The organism is Rouxiella silvae (assembly GCF_002093625.1).
Classification (GTDB): domain Bacteria; phylum Pseudomonadota; class Gammaproteobacteria; order Enterobacterales; family Enterobacteriaceae; genus Rouxiella; species Rouxiella silvae.
Window position 1 is genome coordinate 24424 of record NZ_MRWD01000005.1, and the last position, 17183, is coordinate 41606.

At 51.8% G+C, this 17183-nt stretch carries 14 protein-coding genes and 3 tRNA genes; 16 read left to right on the plus strand and 1 reads right to left on the minus strand.

Annotated features, from left to right (window positions below; all coding sequences use genetic code 11):
* Positions 1-3 precede the first annotated feature (3 nt).
* Complete coding sequence (rhlB, locus tag BS639_RS03310; RefSeq protein ID WP_055773390.1) at positions 4-1299, minus strand: ATP-dependent RNA helicase RhlB; 1296 nt, start codon at positions 1297-1299, stop codon at positions 4-6.
* A gap of 132 nt (positions 1300-1431) precedes the next feature.
* Between rhlB and trxA the strand changes: the two genes are divergently transcribed.
* The 16 genes from trxA (at position 1432) to BS639_RS03395 (ending at position 17123) form a co-directional block, all read left to right on the plus strand.
* Complete coding sequence (gene trxA / locus BS639_RS03315) at positions 1432-1758, plus strand: thioredoxin TrxA (protein ID WP_055773388.1); 327 nt, start codon at positions 1432-1434, stop codon at positions 1756-1758.
* Positions 1759-2216: 458 nt separating this feature from the next.
* Entirely contained in the window at positions 2217-3476 is a 1260-nt protein-coding gene (gene rho / locus BS639_RS03320; RefSeq protein ID WP_055773386.1) for a transcription termination factor Rho, read from the plus strand.
* Positions 3477-3895: 419 nt separating this feature from the next.
* The gene (gene wecA, locus BS639_RS03330; RefSeq protein ID WP_084982254.1) at positions 3896-4990 is read left to right on the plus strand and encodes a UDP-N-acetylglucosamine--undecaprenyl-phosphate N-acetylglucosaminephosphotransferase; all 1095 of its coding nucleotides are present in this window, start codon (positions 3896-3898) and stop codon (positions 4988-4990) included.
* A gap of 99 nt (positions 4991-5089) precedes the next feature.
* Positions 5090-6145: an ECA polysaccharide chain length modulation protein gene (gene wzzE, locus BS639_RS03335; protein WP_173882066.1), complete on the plus strand. Its 1056-nt coding sequence runs from the start codon at positions 5090-5092 to the stop codon at positions 6143-6145.
* Between the two features lie 108 nt (positions 6146-6253).
* The gene (gene wecB, locus BS639_RS03340; RefSeq protein WP_084982292.1) at positions 6254-7384 is read left to right on the plus strand and encodes a non-hydrolyzing UDP-N-acetylglucosamine 2-epimerase; all 1131 of its coding nucleotides are present in this window, start codon (positions 6254-6256) and stop codon (positions 7382-7384) included.
* Positions 7381-8679: a UDP-N-acetyl-D-mannosamine dehydrogenase gene (gene wecC, locus BS639_RS03345; protein ID WP_055773378.1), complete on the plus strand. Its 1299-nt coding sequence runs from the start codon at positions 7381-7383 to the stop codon at positions 8677-8679. The genes wecB and wecC overlap by 4 nt, the downstream gene beginning before the upstream one ends.
* Positions 8680-8716: 37 nt before the next feature.
* Complete coding sequence (gene rffC, locus BS639_RS03350; RefSeq protein WP_084982256.1) at positions 8717-9424, plus strand: dTDP-4-amino-4,6-dideoxy-D-galactose acyltransferase; 708 nt, start codon at positions 8717-8719, stop codon at positions 9422-9424.
* A gap of 4 nt (positions 9425-9428) precedes the next feature.
* Positions 9429-10559, plus strand: a complete 1131-nt coding sequence (gene rffA / locus BS639_RS03355) for a dTDP-4-amino-4,6-dideoxygalactose transaminase (protein ID WP_055773374.1) — start codon at positions 9429-9431, stop codon at positions 10557-10559.
* Between the two features lies 1 nt (position 10560).
* Positions 10561-11811, plus strand: a complete 1251-nt coding sequence (gene wzxE / locus BS639_RS03360) for a lipid III flippase WzxE (RefSeq protein ID WP_055773373.1) — start codon at positions 10561-10563, stop codon at positions 11809-11811.
* Entirely contained in the window at positions 11808-12893 is a 1086-nt protein-coding gene (locus BS639_RS03365) for a TDP-N-acetylfucosamine:lipid II N-acetylfucosaminyltransferase (protein ID WP_084982257.1), read from the plus strand. Before wzxE ends, BS639_RS03365 begins: the two co-directional genes overlap by 4 nt.
* Positions 12890-14269, plus strand: a complete 1380-nt coding sequence (gene wzyE / locus BS639_RS03370; protein WP_084982258.1) for an ECA oligosaccharide polymerase — start codon at positions 12890-12892, stop codon at positions 14267-14269. The genes BS639_RS03365 and wzyE overlap by 4 nt, the downstream gene beginning before the upstream one ends.
* Positions 14270-14271: 2 nt before the next feature.
* The gene (gene wecG, locus BS639_RS03375; RefSeq protein WP_055773367.1) at positions 14272-15009 is read left to right on the plus strand and encodes a lipopolysaccharide N-acetylmannosaminouronosyltransferase; all 738 of its coding nucleotides are present in this window, start codon (positions 14272-14274) and stop codon (positions 15007-15009) included.
* A 224-nt stretch (positions 15010-15233) separates the two neighbouring features.
* Positions 15234-16607, plus strand: coding sequence for a bifunctional threonine/serine APC transporter ThrP (thrP, locus tag BS639_RS03380; protein ID WP_084982259.1), 1374 nt, complete (start codon positions 15234-15236; stop codon positions 16605-16607).
* A 153-nt stretch (positions 16608-16760) separates the two neighbouring features.
* Positions 16761-16837, plus strand: a tRNA-Arg gene (locus BS639_RS03385).
* Between the two features lie 68 nt (positions 16838-16905).
* Positions 16906-16981 (plus strand) — tRNA-His (locus tag BS639_RS03390).
* Between the two features lie 55 nt (positions 16982-17036).
* Positions 17037-17123, plus strand: a tRNA-Leu gene (locus BS639_RS03395).
* The last annotated feature ends 60 nt before the right edge of the window (positions 17124-17183 follow it).

The following is a 17183-nucleotide window of genomic DNA, read 5'->3' on the forward strand; positions in this document are numbered from 1 at the left end:
ATTTTAGCCCGAACGTTTGCGGTTGTTACGTGGTGCACTACCACCGCGTCGTGATGATGATGATGAATTACGGCGTGGGCCGTTGCCGTTGCGGGTACGTGCAAGGCGTTTCGGCGCAGGCAATTCAGTCAGTAACGCATCGCTATTGTACTTGCTGACGGGAATACTGTGGCCGGTGTAGGTTTCAATGGCCGGTAGATTTAGGGCATATTCTTCACAGGCCAGGCTGATTGAGTGACCGCTAAGGCCAGCACGACCGGTACGACCAATGCGGTGAACATAGTCTTCACAGTCGTCAGGCAGGTCATAGTTAAAGACGTGCGTTACGGCTGGAATGTGCAAACCACGGGCGGCTACGTCGGTGGCGACCAGAATATCGATATCACCTTTGGTAAAATCTTCGAGTACGCGCAGGCGTTTTTTCTGTGCGACATCGCCGGTCAGCAGGCCAACGCGGTGTCCGTCAGCGGCCAAATGGCCCCAGACATCTTCACAGCGGTGCTTAGTATTGGCGAAAATAATACAACGGTCAGGCCACTCTTCTTCTATAAGCGTTTGCAACAAACGCATTTTCTCTTCGTTAGAAGGATAGAAAAGTTCTTCCTGAATACGGTGACCCGTTTTCTGTTCCGGTTCGATTTCAATCGACTCGGCGTTGTTCATGTTTTCAAACGCCAGCTCTTTAACGCGGTATGACAGCGTCGCGGAGAACAGCATGTTCAGGCGTTGAGTCGCAGGAGGCATGCGACGGAACAGCCAGCGAATGTCTTTGATAAAGCCAAGATCGAACATGCGGTCGGCTTCATCCAGCACCACGACCTGGATTGCACCCAGATTAACATGGTTCTGTTTTACATAATCGATTAACCGGCCAGTTGTGCCGATAAGAATATCAACGCCACTTTCCAGCACTTTTAGCTGTTTGTCGTAGCCGTCGCCACCGTATGCCAGACCGAGTTTCAGTCCGGTTGACTCAGATAACGCTTCGGCATCTGAATGAATTTGTACTGCCAATTCCCGCGTCGGTGCCATAATTAAAGCACGCGGCTGATTGGTCTGACGACCCTCAGCGGCAGGGTTAGAAAGCAGATAATGGAAAGTAGACGCTAAAAAAGCCAGCGTCTTGCCGGTTCCGGTTTGCGCCTGACCTGCAACATCACGTCCTGAGAGCGTGATAGGCAATGCAAGTGCCTGGATAGGCGTGCAGTAATGAAACCCTTTCTTTTCAAGGGCTTCGACTGCCAGCGGGTGCAGGGCGAAGTCGGAAAACTTCTGTTCAGTTAAGTGTGTTTTGCTCATAGTGTGGTAGAATATCAGCTAACTATTGCTTTACGAAAGCATATCCGTTGAAATAAACATAGTGAAATACGGTCAACCTACTGTTGGTTAATGCTACATCAACAAGGTAAAGATAATCCTTTGGAGTTGAACATGAGCGATAAAATTATTCACCTTTCTGATGACAGTTTCGACAAAGACGTACTAAAAGCCGAAGGATTGGTGCTGGTCGATTTTTGGGCAGAATGGTGTGGTCCTTGCAAGATGATTGCTCCGATCCTCGATGAAATTGCCTCCGAGTTCGAAGGCAAACTCACTGTTGCCAAACTGAACATCGATGAAAACCCGGGCACCGCGCCAAAATACGGCATTCGCGGCATCCCAACTTTACTGCTTTTCAAAGGCGGTGAAGTGGCGGCAACGAAAGTCGGCGCACTGTCCAAAGGTCAGTTGAAAGAATTCCTGAACGCAAATCTGTAATAGATTTGAATGACCTAAATCAGGCGTTTGGCGGGGAGCGTGTGTTTTTCACACTGACCGCTAGACGCCTGCAAAGAAGCGTGCTAAGTTTACGCTTACTGCATATTTAAGCTTACCTGTAGTTTGATTCTAGCGTTTTACTCTGTGTCGAAAACATCTGCCTATTAAAGTTGCTTTGATAAAAACTGCCTGCGTAGAAAACGACTTGTTGAAAAACAGGTGTAATGGCGATGTGCTTTGACAATCTAACGGTTTTAAAAAAATCGGCTTTGAGATACCTTCAATTTAAGTCTGCCCTCTTTCAAGAAATAGTTCGCGAGCCTTGCCCACGATCTGTAATCAGAAGCTGCAAATTGAGAGTCTCTACCCTAAAGTAATTTAAGCTGGCATGGATGTCCTTGCCATCCCCATTCACGACAGATTTTCGAGATACACCCCGAGTTTAAGAACCCACCATTATGAATCTTACCGAATTAAAGAATACGCCGGTTTCTGACCTGATTACACTCGGCGAAAATATGGGACTGGAAAACCAGGCCCGCATGCGTAAGCAAGACATCATTTTTTCAATACTGAAACAGCACGCCAAGAGCGGAGAAGATATCTTCGGTGACGGTGTTCTGGAGATACTGCAGGACGGATTTGGTTTCCTCCGCTCTGGAGACAGCTCCTACCTCGCCGGTCCTGATGATATTTACGTTTCTCCCAGCCAAATTCGCCGCTTCAATCTGCGTACCGGTGACACCATTTCCGGTAAAATCCGTCCGCCGAAAGAAGGCGAGCGTTATTTTGCCCTGTTGAAAGTTAATGAAGTTAACTACGACAAACCCGAAAACGCCCGTAACAAGATCCTGTTCGAGAACTTGACCCCCCTGCACGCCAACTCACGTTTGCGTATGGAACGCGGTAACGGTTCTACCGAAGACTTAACCGCTCGCGTACTCGACCTGGCATCGCCAATCGGTCGTGGCCAGCGCGGCCTGATCGTCGCACCGCCGAAAGCCGGTAAAACCATGCTGCTGCAAAATATTGCAACCAGCATTGCTTACAACCACCCAGACTGCGTGCTGATGGTGCTGTTGATCGACGAACGACCGGAAGAAGTGACCGAGATGCAGCGTCTGGTTAAAGGTGAAGTTATTGCTTCAACCTTCGACGAACCCGCATCCCGTCACGTTCAAGTTGCCGAAATGGTCATCGAAAAAGCCAAGCGCCTGGTTGAGCACAAGAAGGACGTTATTATCCTTCTCGACTCAATCACCCGTCTGGCCCGTGCCTACAACACCGTTGTTCCGGCATCAGGCAAAGTGTTGACCGGTGGTGTTGACGCCAACGCCCTGCATCGTCCTAAACGCTTCTTCGGTGCGGCACGTAACGTTGAAGAGGGCGGCAGCCTGACTATCATCGCTACCGCGCTGGTTGATACCGGTTCGAAGATGGATGAAGTGATTTACGAAGAATTTAAAGGTACCGGTAACATGGAACTGCATCTCGCGCGTAAAATCGCTGAGAAACGCGTATTCCCTGCCATCGACTACAACCGTTCAGGTACCCGTAAAGAAGAGCTGCTTACTACCTCGGAAGAACTGCAAAAGATGTGGATCCTGCGCAAAATCATTCACCCAATGGGCGAAATCGACGCAATGGAATTCCTCATCAACAAGTTGGCCATGACCAAAACCAACGATGAGTTCTTCGATATGATGAAACGTTCTTAATTCATCAATGCCGGTTTGAAGGGAGCCTGAGCTTCAAAAAAACCGGCGTGCTCTTAGCATGAGTGCTGCAGCCCAGGCTGCAAAAGCGCGAAAATGCAGAGTAGAACGTAAATGTGTTAAAACGCTACGTGAAGACGTGGCGTTTTCTGCTTTTGGTCGCTACGATATGTAGTGATATTACGCGTCGGCATCAGATTCAGATAACACCGGATACCCAGGATGGGTGCCATTTATTACTTTATCTCTGATTTAGCGGGCAGGAAGGATCCTTCGGAGTACGTTAAAAGATTCCATAAAATCCGAATTGTCATCATAGGATATGACTACAAAACCGCGTGGTGGTATGGCTGTTGCCAGATTCAAAACCAAGCTGCCCTATCAATTATGCAGATTTATTTTAATGCAGAGACGTGTTAACTGTGAATTTACTCACTATGAGTACTGAGCTTGTAGCTATCTTATTGTTTTCATTTGTCTTTTTGTTTTTGGCTCGTAAAGTTGCCAAAAAAATTGGATTAGTTGATAAACCTGACTTCCGTAAACGCCATCAAGGATTAATCCCCCTGGTTGGTGGCATCTCTGTATACGCAGGGGTCTGCTTCACCTTTTATATTAGTCATTCCACCGTACCCCATAATCTTCTTTATCTTGCCTGTGCGGGCCTGTTGGTTTTTATCGGTGCACTAGACGATAAATTCGATATCAGTGTGAAGTTCCGCGCCTGCGTTCAGGCGCTGGTTGCCGTGATAATGATGGCTGAAGGCGGCATGGTTTTACACGACCTCGGCAGAATTATCGGCCCCTGGCAGATGGTCTTAGGTCCGTTTGGATATCTGGTCACCCTGTTTGCCGTTTGGGCTTCTATCAACGCCTTCAACATGGTTGACGGTATTGATGGCCTACTGGGTGGCTTATCCTGCGTAACTTTTGGCTCAATGGGCATCGTCATGCTCTATTCTGGCAATGACGCGTTGGCTCTGTGGTGCTTCGCAATGATTGCCGCCATTATCCCTTACGTGCTGCTGAATCTTGGGGCCTTTGGCCGTCGCTACAAGGTTTTTATGGGCGATGCAGGCAGCACGCTAATCGGCTTTACGGTGATCTGGATATTGCTCCAGTGTACTCAAACCACCCGTACTTTTGCCCATCCTCCGATGACGCCGGTCACGGCGCTGTGGCTGATTGCCATTCCACTGATGGACATGATTGCCATCATGTACCGTCGTCTGCGTAAAGGAATGAGCCCGTTTTCCGCTGACCGCCAGCATATACACCATTTGATCATGCGCGCTGGGTTCTCCTCGCGTCAGGCTTTTGTGCTGATTACCTTGGCGGCCGCCGTGCTGGCAGCTATAGGCGTCATTGGCGAACATCTACAGTTTCCTGAATGGCTGATGCTGGGCTTATTCTTTGTCGCTTTTATGCTCTACGGTTATTGTATAAAACGTGCGTGGCGCGTGGCTCGTTTTATCAAACGAGTAAAACGAAGACTGCGCCGCCATTCAGCCAGTTAACACTTACTCTCAATACGACCAGTCGCTTGCAATAACCATTAATAACAATGTGTTATCGTGCAGTGGCATGACGAATTAATTTAAAGATTGGTGAGAATAATGAAGTCAGAGACGATGTCTACAAGGAATGAACTCGCCATTGATAATGAGCTGGATATCCGTGGTCTTTGCCGGACCCTGTGGCAAGGCAAGCTGTGGATTATCGGCCTTGGGCTCGGTTTTGCTCTGATGGCACTGCTGGTTTCTCTGTTGATGACTCAGCAGTGGAGCTCAACGGCGGTAACCGATAAACCCACGGTAAATAACCTGGCTTCATACTTCTCTCAGGAACAGTTCCTGCGCAATCTGGACGCCAAAAATACGTTTACACCGGCGGGCGATCAGTCGTCCATTTCTGACGGTGCCTACAGTGAATTCATCATGCAATTGGCCGCTTACGATACGCGCCGTGATTTTTGGATCGCTAATCCTTACTACAGTCAACGAAAAACCGGTAATGCCGGTGAAGATGCGGTGTTGCTCGACAAACTGATCGCCGCCATTCAGTTTGTCCCGCGTGATGATAAAAAAGTGCCTAACGACAGTGTGAAACTGACCGCAGAAAGTGCCGCCGACGCGAATAAACTGCTGCGTCAGTACGTTAACTTTGCCAGTGCCCGTGCGGCTTCAAACCTCTATGATGAAATTCAGGGAGCCTGGGCAACGCGCGCGCAGTCGATGAAGGCGCAGGTTAAACGCCAAGAGGCGGTGGCCAATGCTATCTACAGCCGCGAGCTCAACAACACGCAGCAGGCGCTAAACATTGCGCAACAGCAAAATATCGATCACAGCATGACGCAGGCCACGCCGGACAGCCTGCCTGATTCTGACATGTTCCTGCTGGGCACGCCGATGCTGCAGGCACGACTGAAGCTGCTTCAGGCCTCGGGCCCGAGTTTCGATATCGACTACGATCAAAATAAAGCGATGTTGGCTACGCTTAACGTTGGGCCGGTATTGAATGCAAAATTCCAGACATACCGCTACCTGCGGACCCCTGAGGAGCCGGTGAAGCGTGACAGCCCGCGTCGCGTGCTGCTGGCTGTCATGTGGGGGATAGTGGGTGGATTAATCGGTGCGGGTGTTGCACTCGCACGGCGTCGCGTCGTCAAATAAATAACGATAAAAAGATAGCGACGTATATTCGGGTGCGGAATTCGCGCCCGTTCAGTCGTCAACGCTATGCGCCTAATAAAGTGCGCCTATAAAAAAGAGAATGCCTCTGTGAAAGTACTAACGATTTTCGGTACCAGGCCGGAAGCAATAAAAATGGCTCCTCTGGTTCATGCTTTGGCTCAGGATGATGCCTTTGTTTCAAAAGTCTGCGTGACGGCACAGCACCGTGAAATGTTGGATCAGGTGTTAAACCTGTTTTCTATCAAGCCGGATTACGATCTCGATATCATGAAACCCGGACAGGATCTGACCGAAATTACCATTCGTATTCTGCAGGGCCTTAAGCCGGTACTTGAAGAATTCAAACCCGATGTCGTGCTGGTGCACGGCGATACCACCACGGCGCTTTCTGCCAGTCTGGCCGCTTTTTATCAACAGATCCCCATTGGCCACGTTGAGGCCGGTTTACGCACGGGATATTTACTTTCTCCGTGGCCAGAGGAGGGCAATCGCCGCCTGACTGGGCATCTGGCAAATTGGCATTTTGCCCCCACGGAAACCGCCCGCGGTAATTTGCTGCGCGAAGGTATCGAAGACGCCCGAATTCTCGTCACCGGTAATACGGTGATTGATGCGCTGCTGAGCGTGCGTAAATTATTCACCGACTCACCGGATCGCGCAGAAGAAATTGCCCGACGTTATCGTTTTATCGATGCTAACAAGAAGCTGATTCTGGTCACAGGTCATCGACGCGAGAGCTTTGGCGGCGGATTTGAACGGATTTGCAGCGCGCTGGCGCAAATAGCCCAGCAGAATCCCGAGGTGCAAATCCTTTATCCGGTTCACTTGAATCCTCAGGTTAGCGAGCCGGTAAACCGCATTTTGCAGGGTATCGACAACGTTATTTTGATTGAGCCTCAGGACTATCTGCCCTTTGTCTATTTAATGGATAAAGCCTACCTGATCCTCACCGACTCTGGCGGCATTCAGGAAGAAGCGCCTTCACTGGGTAAGCCTGTACTGGTCATGCGTGAGACCACCGAAAGGCCTGAGGCGCTTGAGGCGGGAACGGTCAAGCTGGTGGGTACCAATACCGCGACTATCGTCAATGAAGTGTCTCAGTTGTTGAACGATGCGGATGCTTATCAAAAAATGAGCCGGGCGCACAATCCTTACGGTGATGGGCATGCCTGTGGCCGGATTCTGGCCGAGCTGAAGAAAAATAGAGTGACACCATGACCGCTGCAAACAAAGAATTTGCTGAAAGAGACAGCGCCTTTAACACTATTTCCGTGATTGGATTGGGCTACATTGGGCTGCCAACGGCCGCAGCTTTCGCCTCACGCCATAAAAAAGTGATTGGCGTAGACATTAACCAGCGCGCGGTCGACATCATCAACCGCGGCGGCGTGCACATTATCGAGCCGGATCTTGAAGAGTTGGTCAAAAATGCCGTTGAAGTAGGCTATCTTCGCGCAGTAACTGCACCGGAGCCCGCCGATGCCTTCCTCATTGCGGTGCCGACGCCGTTCAGGGAAGGTCACCAGCCTGACATGGTTTTTGTCGAAAAAGCAGTAACCTCACTGGCACCGGTGCTAAAAAAAGGCGATTTGATTATTCTTGAATCGACCTCGCCGGTAGGCGCCACCGAGCGAATGGCCGAGTGGCTGGCGGCGCTGCGCCCCGATCTGCGCTTTCCGCAACAGGATACAACGGCACCAGATATCAATATTGCCTATTGCCCAGAGCGCGTGCTGCCGGGCAAAGTGATGGTTGAACTGATTAAAAACGATCGGGTGATCGGCGGTATGACGCCGCGATGCTCGGTGCGTGCCAGTGAGTTATATAATATTTTTCTGCTTGGCGAATGTGTGACGACTAACAGCCGTACCGCCGAGATGTGTAAGCTCACCGAAAACAGTTTTCGCGATGTGAATATTGCCTTTGCCAATGAGCTATCGCTGATTTGTGATGAGCAGGGTATCGATGTTTGGGAGCTTATCCGCCTGGCCAATCGGCATCCGCGCGTCAATATACTGCAACCGGGTCCCGGCGTTGGCGGACACTGTATCGCCGTCGATCCGTGGTTCATCGTATCGCAGCATCCTGATTTGGCTCGTCTTATTCGCACCGCGCGTGAGGTTAACGACAGTAAGCCGCTGTGGGTAGTCGATAAAGTCAAAGCGGCGGTTGCCGACTGCCTGACCGCGACGGGTAAACGCGCAGCCGAGGTGAAAATTGCCTGCTTTGGGCTGGCGTTTAAACCCAACATTGATGACCTGCGTGAAAGCCCGGCTGTGCATGTCACAGAACTGATTGCCGACTGGCATGCAGGGGAAACCTGGGCAGTGGAACCCAACGTCGAAAGCCTGCCCGAAAGCCTTGAGAAAAAAGTCCAACTGTGCGAACTCGGACTGGCGCTTGAGCAGGCCGACGTGATAGTGATGCTCGTTGACCACACGGCATTTAAACTGATCCCTGGCCAGCAAATAAAACAACGCTGGGTGGTAGATACTAAAGGCGTGTGGCGTTAAGTCCTTCGTAGTATGACCTTAAGGCGCTGGAGGCAAAATGAACGATAATCTTATTCGCGGGCATCTTGAATATTTGCAGTGGGAAAGTGATTTTTTCTTCCGGCCAAGTGCTAAGCTGACGCTGGATCCGGCGGCGCATACCGTCACGCGCAGCGCGCTGAGTGTCTATCCGCTGGTGCAGGTTAAAGTATCCGCTGACCAGACCGACTCGCTGGACGCACTTTATCAACTCGGATTTCATCTGGTTGAGGGCGAGATTGATTTTTCGCTCGACGTGAATTCCGCTGAATTATCTCCCAGTCAGCACCAGCTCGCCTCCGAGCGCGATATCGCTCGGGTAAGTCTGTTGGCGGGCAGTGCTTTTCAACTCAGCCGCTTTCGCGCGCCGTGGTATCAGGCCAGAGATTCGGGCCGTTTCTATGCGCTGTGGGCGGAAAAAGCAATTCTCGGTACCTTTGACACCCACTGCTTGACGCTAAACGCCCCTGAAGGCCAACTGCTGGGGTTTATCACCTTGCGCACCGTCGAACCTCGGGTTGCGAGGGTGGGTTTACTGGCGGTTGAGCCCCAGGCGACTGGGCGTGGCGTAGGCAAACAGCTCATTAACGCGGCCAGACACTGGTGCGCCGAGCGCGGTATCGGACAACTCAACGTCGCGACTCAAACCGGAAACATCGCGGCACTCAATCTTTATCGCGCTAGCGGCGGTGTTCTGTCTCATTCGGCCTATTGGCTGTACAGGTAATTTTATGATCCCCTTTAACTCCCCGCCAATTGTTGGCACAGAACTCGAGTACATGCAGTCTGCGATGGGCAGCGGCAAGCTTTGCGGTGACGGTGGATTTACCCGACGCTGCCAGCAGTGGTTTGAAAAGAACTTTCGCTGCCCAAAGGTGCTGTTGACGCCTTCCTGCACAGCGTCGCTCGAAATGGCCGCTATTTTGCTGGATATCAAAGCTGGCGACGAAGTGATTATGCCGAGCTATACCTTTGTATCGACCGCCAACGCCTTTGTGCTGCGCGGCGCGCGTATTGTCTTCGTCGATATTCGTCCCGACACGATGAACATTGACGAGACGCTCATTGAAGCGGCCATTACCGATAAAACGCGGGCGATTGTGCCGGTTCACTACGCGGGCGTGGCCTGCGAGATGGACGTCATCATGGCGCTGGCCGAGAAGCACGGCCTGTTTGTGGTTGAAGACGCCGCGCAGGGCGTGATGTCGACCTATAAAGGCCGCGCGCTAGGCACCATCGGCCACATCGGCTGCTTTAGTTTTCATGAAACTAAAAACTACACTGCCGGTGGGGAAGGGGGCGCGACGCTGATTAACAGCCCCGAACTTATCGAACGTGCCGAAATTATTCGTGAAAAAGGCACTAACCGCAGCCAGTTCTTCCGCGGGCAGGTTGATAAATACACCTGGCATGATATCGGCTCCAGCTATTTAATGGCCGATTTGCAGGCGGCCTATTTATGGGCCCAGCTCGAAGCGGCGCAGGAGATTAACAACCGCCGTCTGGCGTTGTGGAACAACTACTATAAAGCGTTGAAACCGTTGCAGGAGAAAGGCCAACTGGTGCTGCCGACCCTTGCGCCGGGCTGTGTGCACAATGCGCACATGTTTTATATAAAGTTTGAAACCAGTGAAAAACGTGATGCCCTTATTGCCTATATGAAAGAGGCCGAGATCCTCACCGTTTTCCACTACATTCCCTTGCACTCTTCGACGGCGGGTGAAAAATATGGCTATTTCTTCGGTGAAGACGTGCATACCACAGAAGAAAGCGGCAAGCTGCTGCGTTTACCGCTGTTCTACAACATGAGCAACGCGATGCAGCAGGCGGTAATTTCAACCCTGAAAAGCTTCTTCGCCTGATATGTCGTTAGCCAAGGCTTCAATCTGGACTGCCGCCTCGACGCTGATTAAAATTGGTGCCGGACTGGTAGTCATCAAGCTGCTAGCCGTAGCGTTTGGGCCAGCTGGCGTTGGGCAGGCCGGTAACTTTCGGCAGCTGATCACCGTACTTGGCGTGCTTTCGGGTGCCGGAATTTTTAACGGCGTCACCAAATACGTCGCCGAAAACAAAGACAACGCCGAGCGGATAAAAGCCGTATTGGGCACCGCCTCAACCCTGATTCTTGTTTTCTCTACTGCGCTGGCGTTGATTTTTTTGGTTGCAGCTCAACCGTTGAGCGTCGCACTGTTTGGCCACGCCGAGTATCAATCGGTGATGCGGGCGGTGGCACTGATTCAAATGGGCATTGCCTACGCCAACCTGTTTCAGGCTATTTTAAAGGGTTATCGCGACGCGCAGGGCAATGCCTTGGCGGTGATCGGCGGCAGTCTGATTGGCCTGCTGGCCTATTACGCCTGCTTTATGCTTGGCGGCTATGCGGGTGCGCTGGTGGGATTTGCGCTGGTGCCCGCGCTGGTCGTGGGGCCTGCGGCGATAATGCTGCTGCGTCGTCGCAACTTTACCTTCAGTGCTCTGGCGCTGCGCTGGGATCGGCCATTGGCCCGCCAGTTCGGCAAGTTTACCGTGATGGCGCTGATGACCTCGGTCACTCTGCCAGTAGCCTACGTGATGATGCGTAACCTGTTGGCCAAGCATGATGGCTGGGAGGCAGTAGGTATTTGGCAGGGCGTGAGCAGTATATCAGACGCTTATTTGCAGTTTATTACCGCCTCGTACAGCGTCTATCTTTTGCCTACGCTGGCCCGACTGACGGACAAAAAGCAGATAAGTCAGGAAATTGTTAAAGCGCTGAAATTTGTGCTTCCGGCGGTAGCGGCTGCCAGCTTTACGGTGTGGCTACTGCGTGATTTCGCTATCTGGCTACTTTTTTCACCCGAATTTGCCGCCATGCGTGACCTTTTTGCCTGGCAGTTGGTGGGCGATGTGTTAAAAGTCAGCGCCTATATTTTTGGATATTTGGTGATAGCCAAGGCGTCGTTGCGCTTTTATTTGTTGACTGAAATCAGCCAGTTTCTGCTGCTCACGCTGTTTTCGCATTGGCTGATCCCGATGCACGGCGCACTGGGCGCAGCGCAGGCCTACATGGCCACTTACATCATCTACTTTGCGCTGTGCTGTACCCTTTTTGTTATCTACCGTAGACGAGCATGACAACGCTGATTCACGTTTTGGGATCTGATATCCCGCATCATAATTTAACCGTGCTGCATTTCTTTAATGACGTGCTGCTCGCTCACGTCCCGCGTGAGCAGGCGCAAAATTTCATGGTTGCCAGCCGCGATGCTTCCGCCTTAGCGCAGTTCAAGCATTTGCACATTGAGGTGCTCGCCGATAAAAAGTCGCTGGCGCAGGCGGTGATTGCCAAAGCGCAGGCTGACAAAAACTGTCGTTTCTTCTTTCATGGGCAGTTTAATCCCGGCCTTTGGCTAGCGTTGCTGAGTGGTAAAATCAAGGCACGGCAGGGTGTTTGGCATATTTGGGGGGCAGATCTGTATGAAACCTCCGGCAGTCTGAAGTTTAAAATGTTTTATTTGCTTCGCCGACTGGCGCAGGGGCGGATAGGGCACGTTTTTGCCACCCGCGGTGATTTGTCTTTCTATCATCAACGCCATGCCCATGTGCCGTCTTCACTGCTTTATTTCCCTACTCGCATGGACCCAGCGCTAACCTTGCCCGCCGATACGCCGGTGCCGCAGGGCATGCCGCGCGTGCTGGTGGGTAACTCGGGTGACCCGAGCAATCGTCACATTGATGCCCTGCGAGCGCTGCATCAGCAGTGGGGCGCGGGCGTTAAGGTGATTATTCCAATGGGTTATCCTGCCAATAATCAGCCTTATATCGAGCAGGTCCGCCGCGAAGCGTTGGCGCTATTTCCCGCTGAAAACGTCGAACTGATGACAGATTCCATGGCCTTTGCCGACTATCTGGAGATGCTGAAAACCTGTTCGCTGGGTTACTTTATCTTCGAGAGACAGCAGGGGATTGGCACGCTATGCCTGCTGATTCAGTTTGGCGTACCCTTCGTGCTGAGTCGTAAAAATCCTTTCTGGCAGGACATGGCCGAGCAAAATTTGCCGGTGCTGTTCTATGACGACGCCCTTGATGCTGCCACGCTGGTGGAAGCGCGTCGCCAATTGCTGACCACCGACCGCCAGAATATTCAGTTCTTTAGCCCGAACTATATTCAGGGCTGGGTGCAGGCATTGCGCAAGGCTGCCGGAGCATCATCATGAGTTTGGCGCAATTGGGTGGCCTGAGCGTGGTGTACGCCCTATCTTTGCTGTTTATTTTAAGCCTGACTTACCTTGAGTTTCGGCGCGTCAGATTCAGTTTCAACCTGTTTTTCTCGGTCCTGTATCTGCTCACCTTCTATTTTGGTTTTCCTCTCACCTGCGTGCTGGTGTTCCAGTTTGACGTCACCGTGGTGCCGGTGCCGTATTTGCTACAGGCCATGCTCTCGGCCACCTGTTTCTACGCCATCTACTACGTGGTATATAAAACGCGCCTGAGAAAGGCACGCGATGGGCCGCGGCGTGAAGTGTTCTCCATGAATCGGGTTGAAACGCATTTAACCTGGATACTGATGGCGCTAGTGGCCTTCGGCACCTTAGGGGTGTTCTTCGCACACAACGGTTTCTTGCTGTTTAAGCTTGCCACTTACAGCCAGATCTTTTCGAGTAACGTCTCGGGCGTGGCGCTCAAACGTTTCTTCTATTTCTTTATTCCGGCGATGCTAGTGGTCTATTTCCTCAAGCAAAACCGCCGCAACTGGTTACTCTTCTTGGCCGCCACCTTTGCTTTTGGGCTGCTGACTTACGTCGTTGTTGGCGGCACGCGCGCCAACATCATCATCGCCCTCGCGCTGTTTTTGTTTATCGGCATTATTCGCGGCTGGATCACGCTTTGGATGCTGCTGATTGCCGGGGTAATGGCGGTGCTTGGCATGTTCTGGCTGGCGCTTAAACGCTATAACCTCGACGTCAGCGGACCAGAGGCTTTTTATACCTTCCTCTATCTAACCCGCGACACCTTCTCGCCGTGGGAAAACCTGGCGCTGTTGCTACAAAATTACGACAAAATTCACTTCCAAGGACTGATGCCGATTGTTCGCGACTTTTACGTGTTCATTCCAAGCTGGCTGTGGCACGGCAGGCCATCGGCCGTGATGAATACCGGTAATTATTTCACCTGGGAAGTACTGGACAACCATTCGGGGCTGGCGATTTCTCCCACGCTGATTGGCTCACTGGTCGTGATGGGCGGCGCCGCGTTTATTCCGCTGGGTGCCATTGCCGTAGGGCTGATTATCAAGTGGTTCGACTGGCTCTACACGCTGGGTAAAAATGCGGTAAACCCTTACAAGGCAGCGATTTTGCAAAGCTTTTGTTTCGGAGCAATATTCAATATCATTGTGCTGGCGCGCGAAGGTCTGGATTCATTCTTCTCGCGGGTGGTATTTTTTGCGGTCATTTTTGGCCTTTGTCTGATAGCCGCCAAGCTGCTGTACTGGCTTTTTGACGTGGCCGGACTCATACGAATTCGCGCTGGCCGCGTGTCCACTCTCGAGCCGGCTGCTGTCGCCGAGCCATTCGTGCGCGATAAAGGATAATAATGCGTCCTCTTCCTATTCCTAAATACACTATCCGTGGCATTGAGCTGTGGGGCTTTCGCAACATGGACCAGTTCCGCGACTATCTCCTGTCTGAGGATGGCGTAAAAATCGGCACTCTGGTGGCGATAAACGCGGAAAAAGTGCTGACTACCGAGCGCGACGCGCAGCTGCGTGCGCTTATCAAAGAGGCCGATTACAAGTACGCCGACGGCGTCAGTATTGCAGCGTCGATCCGCCGTAAGTACCCGCAGGCCGAGGTTGAGCGAGTGGCCGGAGCCGATCTTTGGGAAGCACTGATGCAGCGCGCCGGACAGCTGGGTACGCCGGTATTTCTGATTGGCGGCCAGCAGGACGTGCTGTCGCAGACCGAAGCCAAACTGCGCAGTCTTTGGAACGTCAATATTGTGGGCAGCCAAAATGGCTATTTCACCCCAGGCGAGCGCGACGGTCTGTTTGAACGAGTCAGCCTTAGCGGCGCTAAGCTGGTCACGGTTGCCATGGGGTCACCGCGCCAAGAAATTTTGATGCGCGACTGCCGCAAGGCGTATCCCGATGCCCTCTATATGGGCGTTGGTGGCACCTACGACGTATTTATTGGCACGGTAAAACGTGCGCCCAAGGCTTGGCAAAAGCTCGGACTGGAATGGCTTTACCGCCTGGTTAAGCAGCCCAGCCGATTACCGCGTCAGCTCAAGCTGCTCAAGTACGTATTTTATTTTTATACTCGCCGGCTGTAACCTCTTCTAACGGCCTGCGCACTTGCTCAGGCCCGATCACTTTTCTTAACATCATCCCGCCGAAATTTCGACCTGCTCCGCTTTTTTGCTTATTCCCGTTTGCAACTGACTGCAAAATACGGAAACATACCGCCGTTTTATCTGCCCTTACCTTGGGAAATAACAATAATATTCTGGAAAACCCGGAAAAGAACAAACACAACAATTTGAGAAACAGAGGACTTATGGCGAGTAGCGAAGAGAAGCAGGGGCTCCACCGAGGGTTGGAAGCCCGACACATCGAGTTGATAGCCTTGGGTGGGACTATCGGCGTAGGACTGTTTATGGGCGCGGCGAGCACCCTTAAATGGGCCGGCCCGTCCGTATTATTGGCCTACATACTGGCCGGCGTTTTTGTCTTTTTCATCATGCGCTCTATGGGCGAGATGCTCCATCTGGAGCCGGTTGCCGGTTCGTTTGCCGTTTACGCGCATAAATACCTCGGACCTTACTTCGGCTATCTTACCGCCTGGAGCTATTGGTTCATGTGGATAGCGGTGGGTATCTCTGAAATCACCGCCATCGGTGTTTATGCCCAGTACTGGTTCCCCGAGCTTCCCCAGTGGATACCCGCGCTGGCAGCCGTAGCTATCGTAGCTGCTGCTAACCTGGCGGCGGTCAAGCTCTACGGCGAAATGGAGTTCTGGTTCGCACTGATTAAAATCACCACCATTATTGTGATGATCGTCGTCGGTCTGGCGGTTATTTTCTTTGGCTTTGGTAATCATGGGCAGGCAATCGGTTTCGATAACCTGACCGTGCACGGCGGCTTCTTTGCCGGAGGCTGGAAAGGCTTTCTGTTTGCGCTCTGTATTGTGGTCGCCTCCTATCAAGGCGTTGAACTGGTGGGGATCACCGCCGGTGAAGCCAAAAATCCGCAGGTCACGCTCAAACGTGCAATCAACAACATCCTGTGGCGTATCCTGATTTTTTACGTCGGCGCGATTTTTGTCATTATTACTCTCTTCCCGTGGAATGAAATGGGCACCCACGGCAGCCCGTTTGTTTTAACCTTTGCTAAGGTTGGGATCACGGCGGCGGCCGGTATTATCAACTTTGTGGTGCTGACCGCAGCGCTTTCTGGCTGTAACAGCGGCATGTACAGCTGCGGGCGTATGCTCTATGCGCTGTCGCAGAACCGTCAACTGCCGGCATTTTTGTCGAAAGTCTCGGCCAGCGGTGTGCCGGTTTACGGTATCGCGATAACGATTCTGTGCTTGCTGGTGGGGTCTGCCCTGAATTACCTGATCCCCAATCCTGAGCAGGTGTTCGTTTATGTCTACAGTGCGAGCGTCCTGCCGGGCATGGTGCCGTGGTTTGTGGTGCTGGTGAGTCAGCTGCGTTTTCGTGAAGCGCATCGCGAGGCGCTGAAGAGTCATCCGTTTAAATCTATTCTGTTCCCTTACAGCAACTATTTGACGCTGGCTTTTCTCCTTTGCGTGCTAATTGGGATGGCAATTAACCCAGATACGCGAGTTTCTTTGCTGGTTGGCGGTATTTTTATCGCGGGCGTCTCGCTGATTTACCGGGTTCTAGGGATGAATCGCCACAGCCATTAAGGACTTTTTAGGGAAATAAGTGGGGGTGGGGTGTTTGATATGCCTACTTTTAGTGCGTAATGCGCAATTCGTAACCAAACGAAACTTTTTCAAAAAAAAGCACTAGACAGTATGGCGGTTAAGCCGTAGTATCCCCACCCGCAACGGCGCTAAGCGCCCGTAGCTCAGCTGGATAGAGCGCTGCCCTCCGGAGGCAGAGGTCTCAGGTTCGAATCCTGTCGGGCGCACCATTGACCTCGGTCGGTTTTGCGCAAAGAGTTGCGGTGTTAGTTTCGGTACGTGAAGTAAAGATACGATGGTGGCTATAGCTCAGTTGGTAGAGCCCTGGATTGTGATTCCAGTTGTCGTGGGTTCGAGTCCCATTAGCCACCCCACTTCTTCCTTTAAAAGAAGAATGTGTGAGTAGTAAAGAGTAAAGTTTGTGACTGTGCGAAGGTGGCGGAATTGGTAGACGCGCTAGCTTCAGGTGTTAGTGTTCTTACGGACGTGAGGGTTCAAGTCCCTCTCTTCGCACCACACAAAACTTTAAAAGCTCTGAGCGTAACCAGAAAGACAAGTTGTAATAGTAAAGGCAAT

Coding starts and splice junctions, on each gene's coding strand:
- rhlB (WP_055773390.1), bottom strand. CDS start 1,299: ATGAGCAAAACACACTTAACTGAACAGAAGTTTTCCGACTTCGCCCTG.
- trxA (WP_055773388.1), top strand. CDS start 1,432: ATGAGCGATAAAATTATTCACCTTTCTGATGACAGTTTCGACAAAGAC.
- rho (WP_055773386.1), top strand. CDS start 2,217: ATGAATCTTACCGAATTAAAGAATACGCCGGTTTCTGACCTGATTACA.
- wzzE (WP_173882066.1), top strand. CDS start 5,090: ATGAAGTCAGAGACGATGTCTACAAGGAATGAACTCGCCATTGATAAT.
- wecC (WP_055773378.1), top strand. CDS start 7,381: ATGACCGCTGCAAACAAAGAATTTGCTGAAAGAGACAGCGCCTTTAAC.
- rffC (WP_084982256.1), top strand. CDS start 8,717: ATGAACGATAATCTTATTCGCGGGCATCTTGAATATTTGCAGTGGGAA.
- rffA (WP_055773374.1), top strand. CDS start 9,429: ATGATCCCCTTTAACTCCCCGCCAATTGTTGGCACAGAACTCGAGTAC.
- wzxE (WP_055773373.1), top strand. CDS start 10,561: ATGTCGTTAGCCAAGGCTTCAATCTGGACTGCCGCCTCGACGCTGATT.
- BS639_RS03365 (WP_084982257.1), top strand. CDS start 11,808: ATGACAACGCTGATTCACGTTTTGGGATCTGATATCCCGCATCATAAT.
- wzyE (WP_084982258.1), top strand. CDS start 12,890: ATGAGTTTGGCGCAATTGGGTGGCCTGAGCGTGGTGTACGCCCTATCT.
- wecG (WP_055773367.1), top strand. CDS start 14,272: ATGCGTCCTCTTCCTATTCCTAAATACACTATCCGTGGCATTGAGCTG.
- thrP (WP_084982259.1), top strand. CDS start 15,234: ATGGCGAGTAGCGAAGAGAAGCAGGGGCTCCACCGAGGGTTGGAAGCC.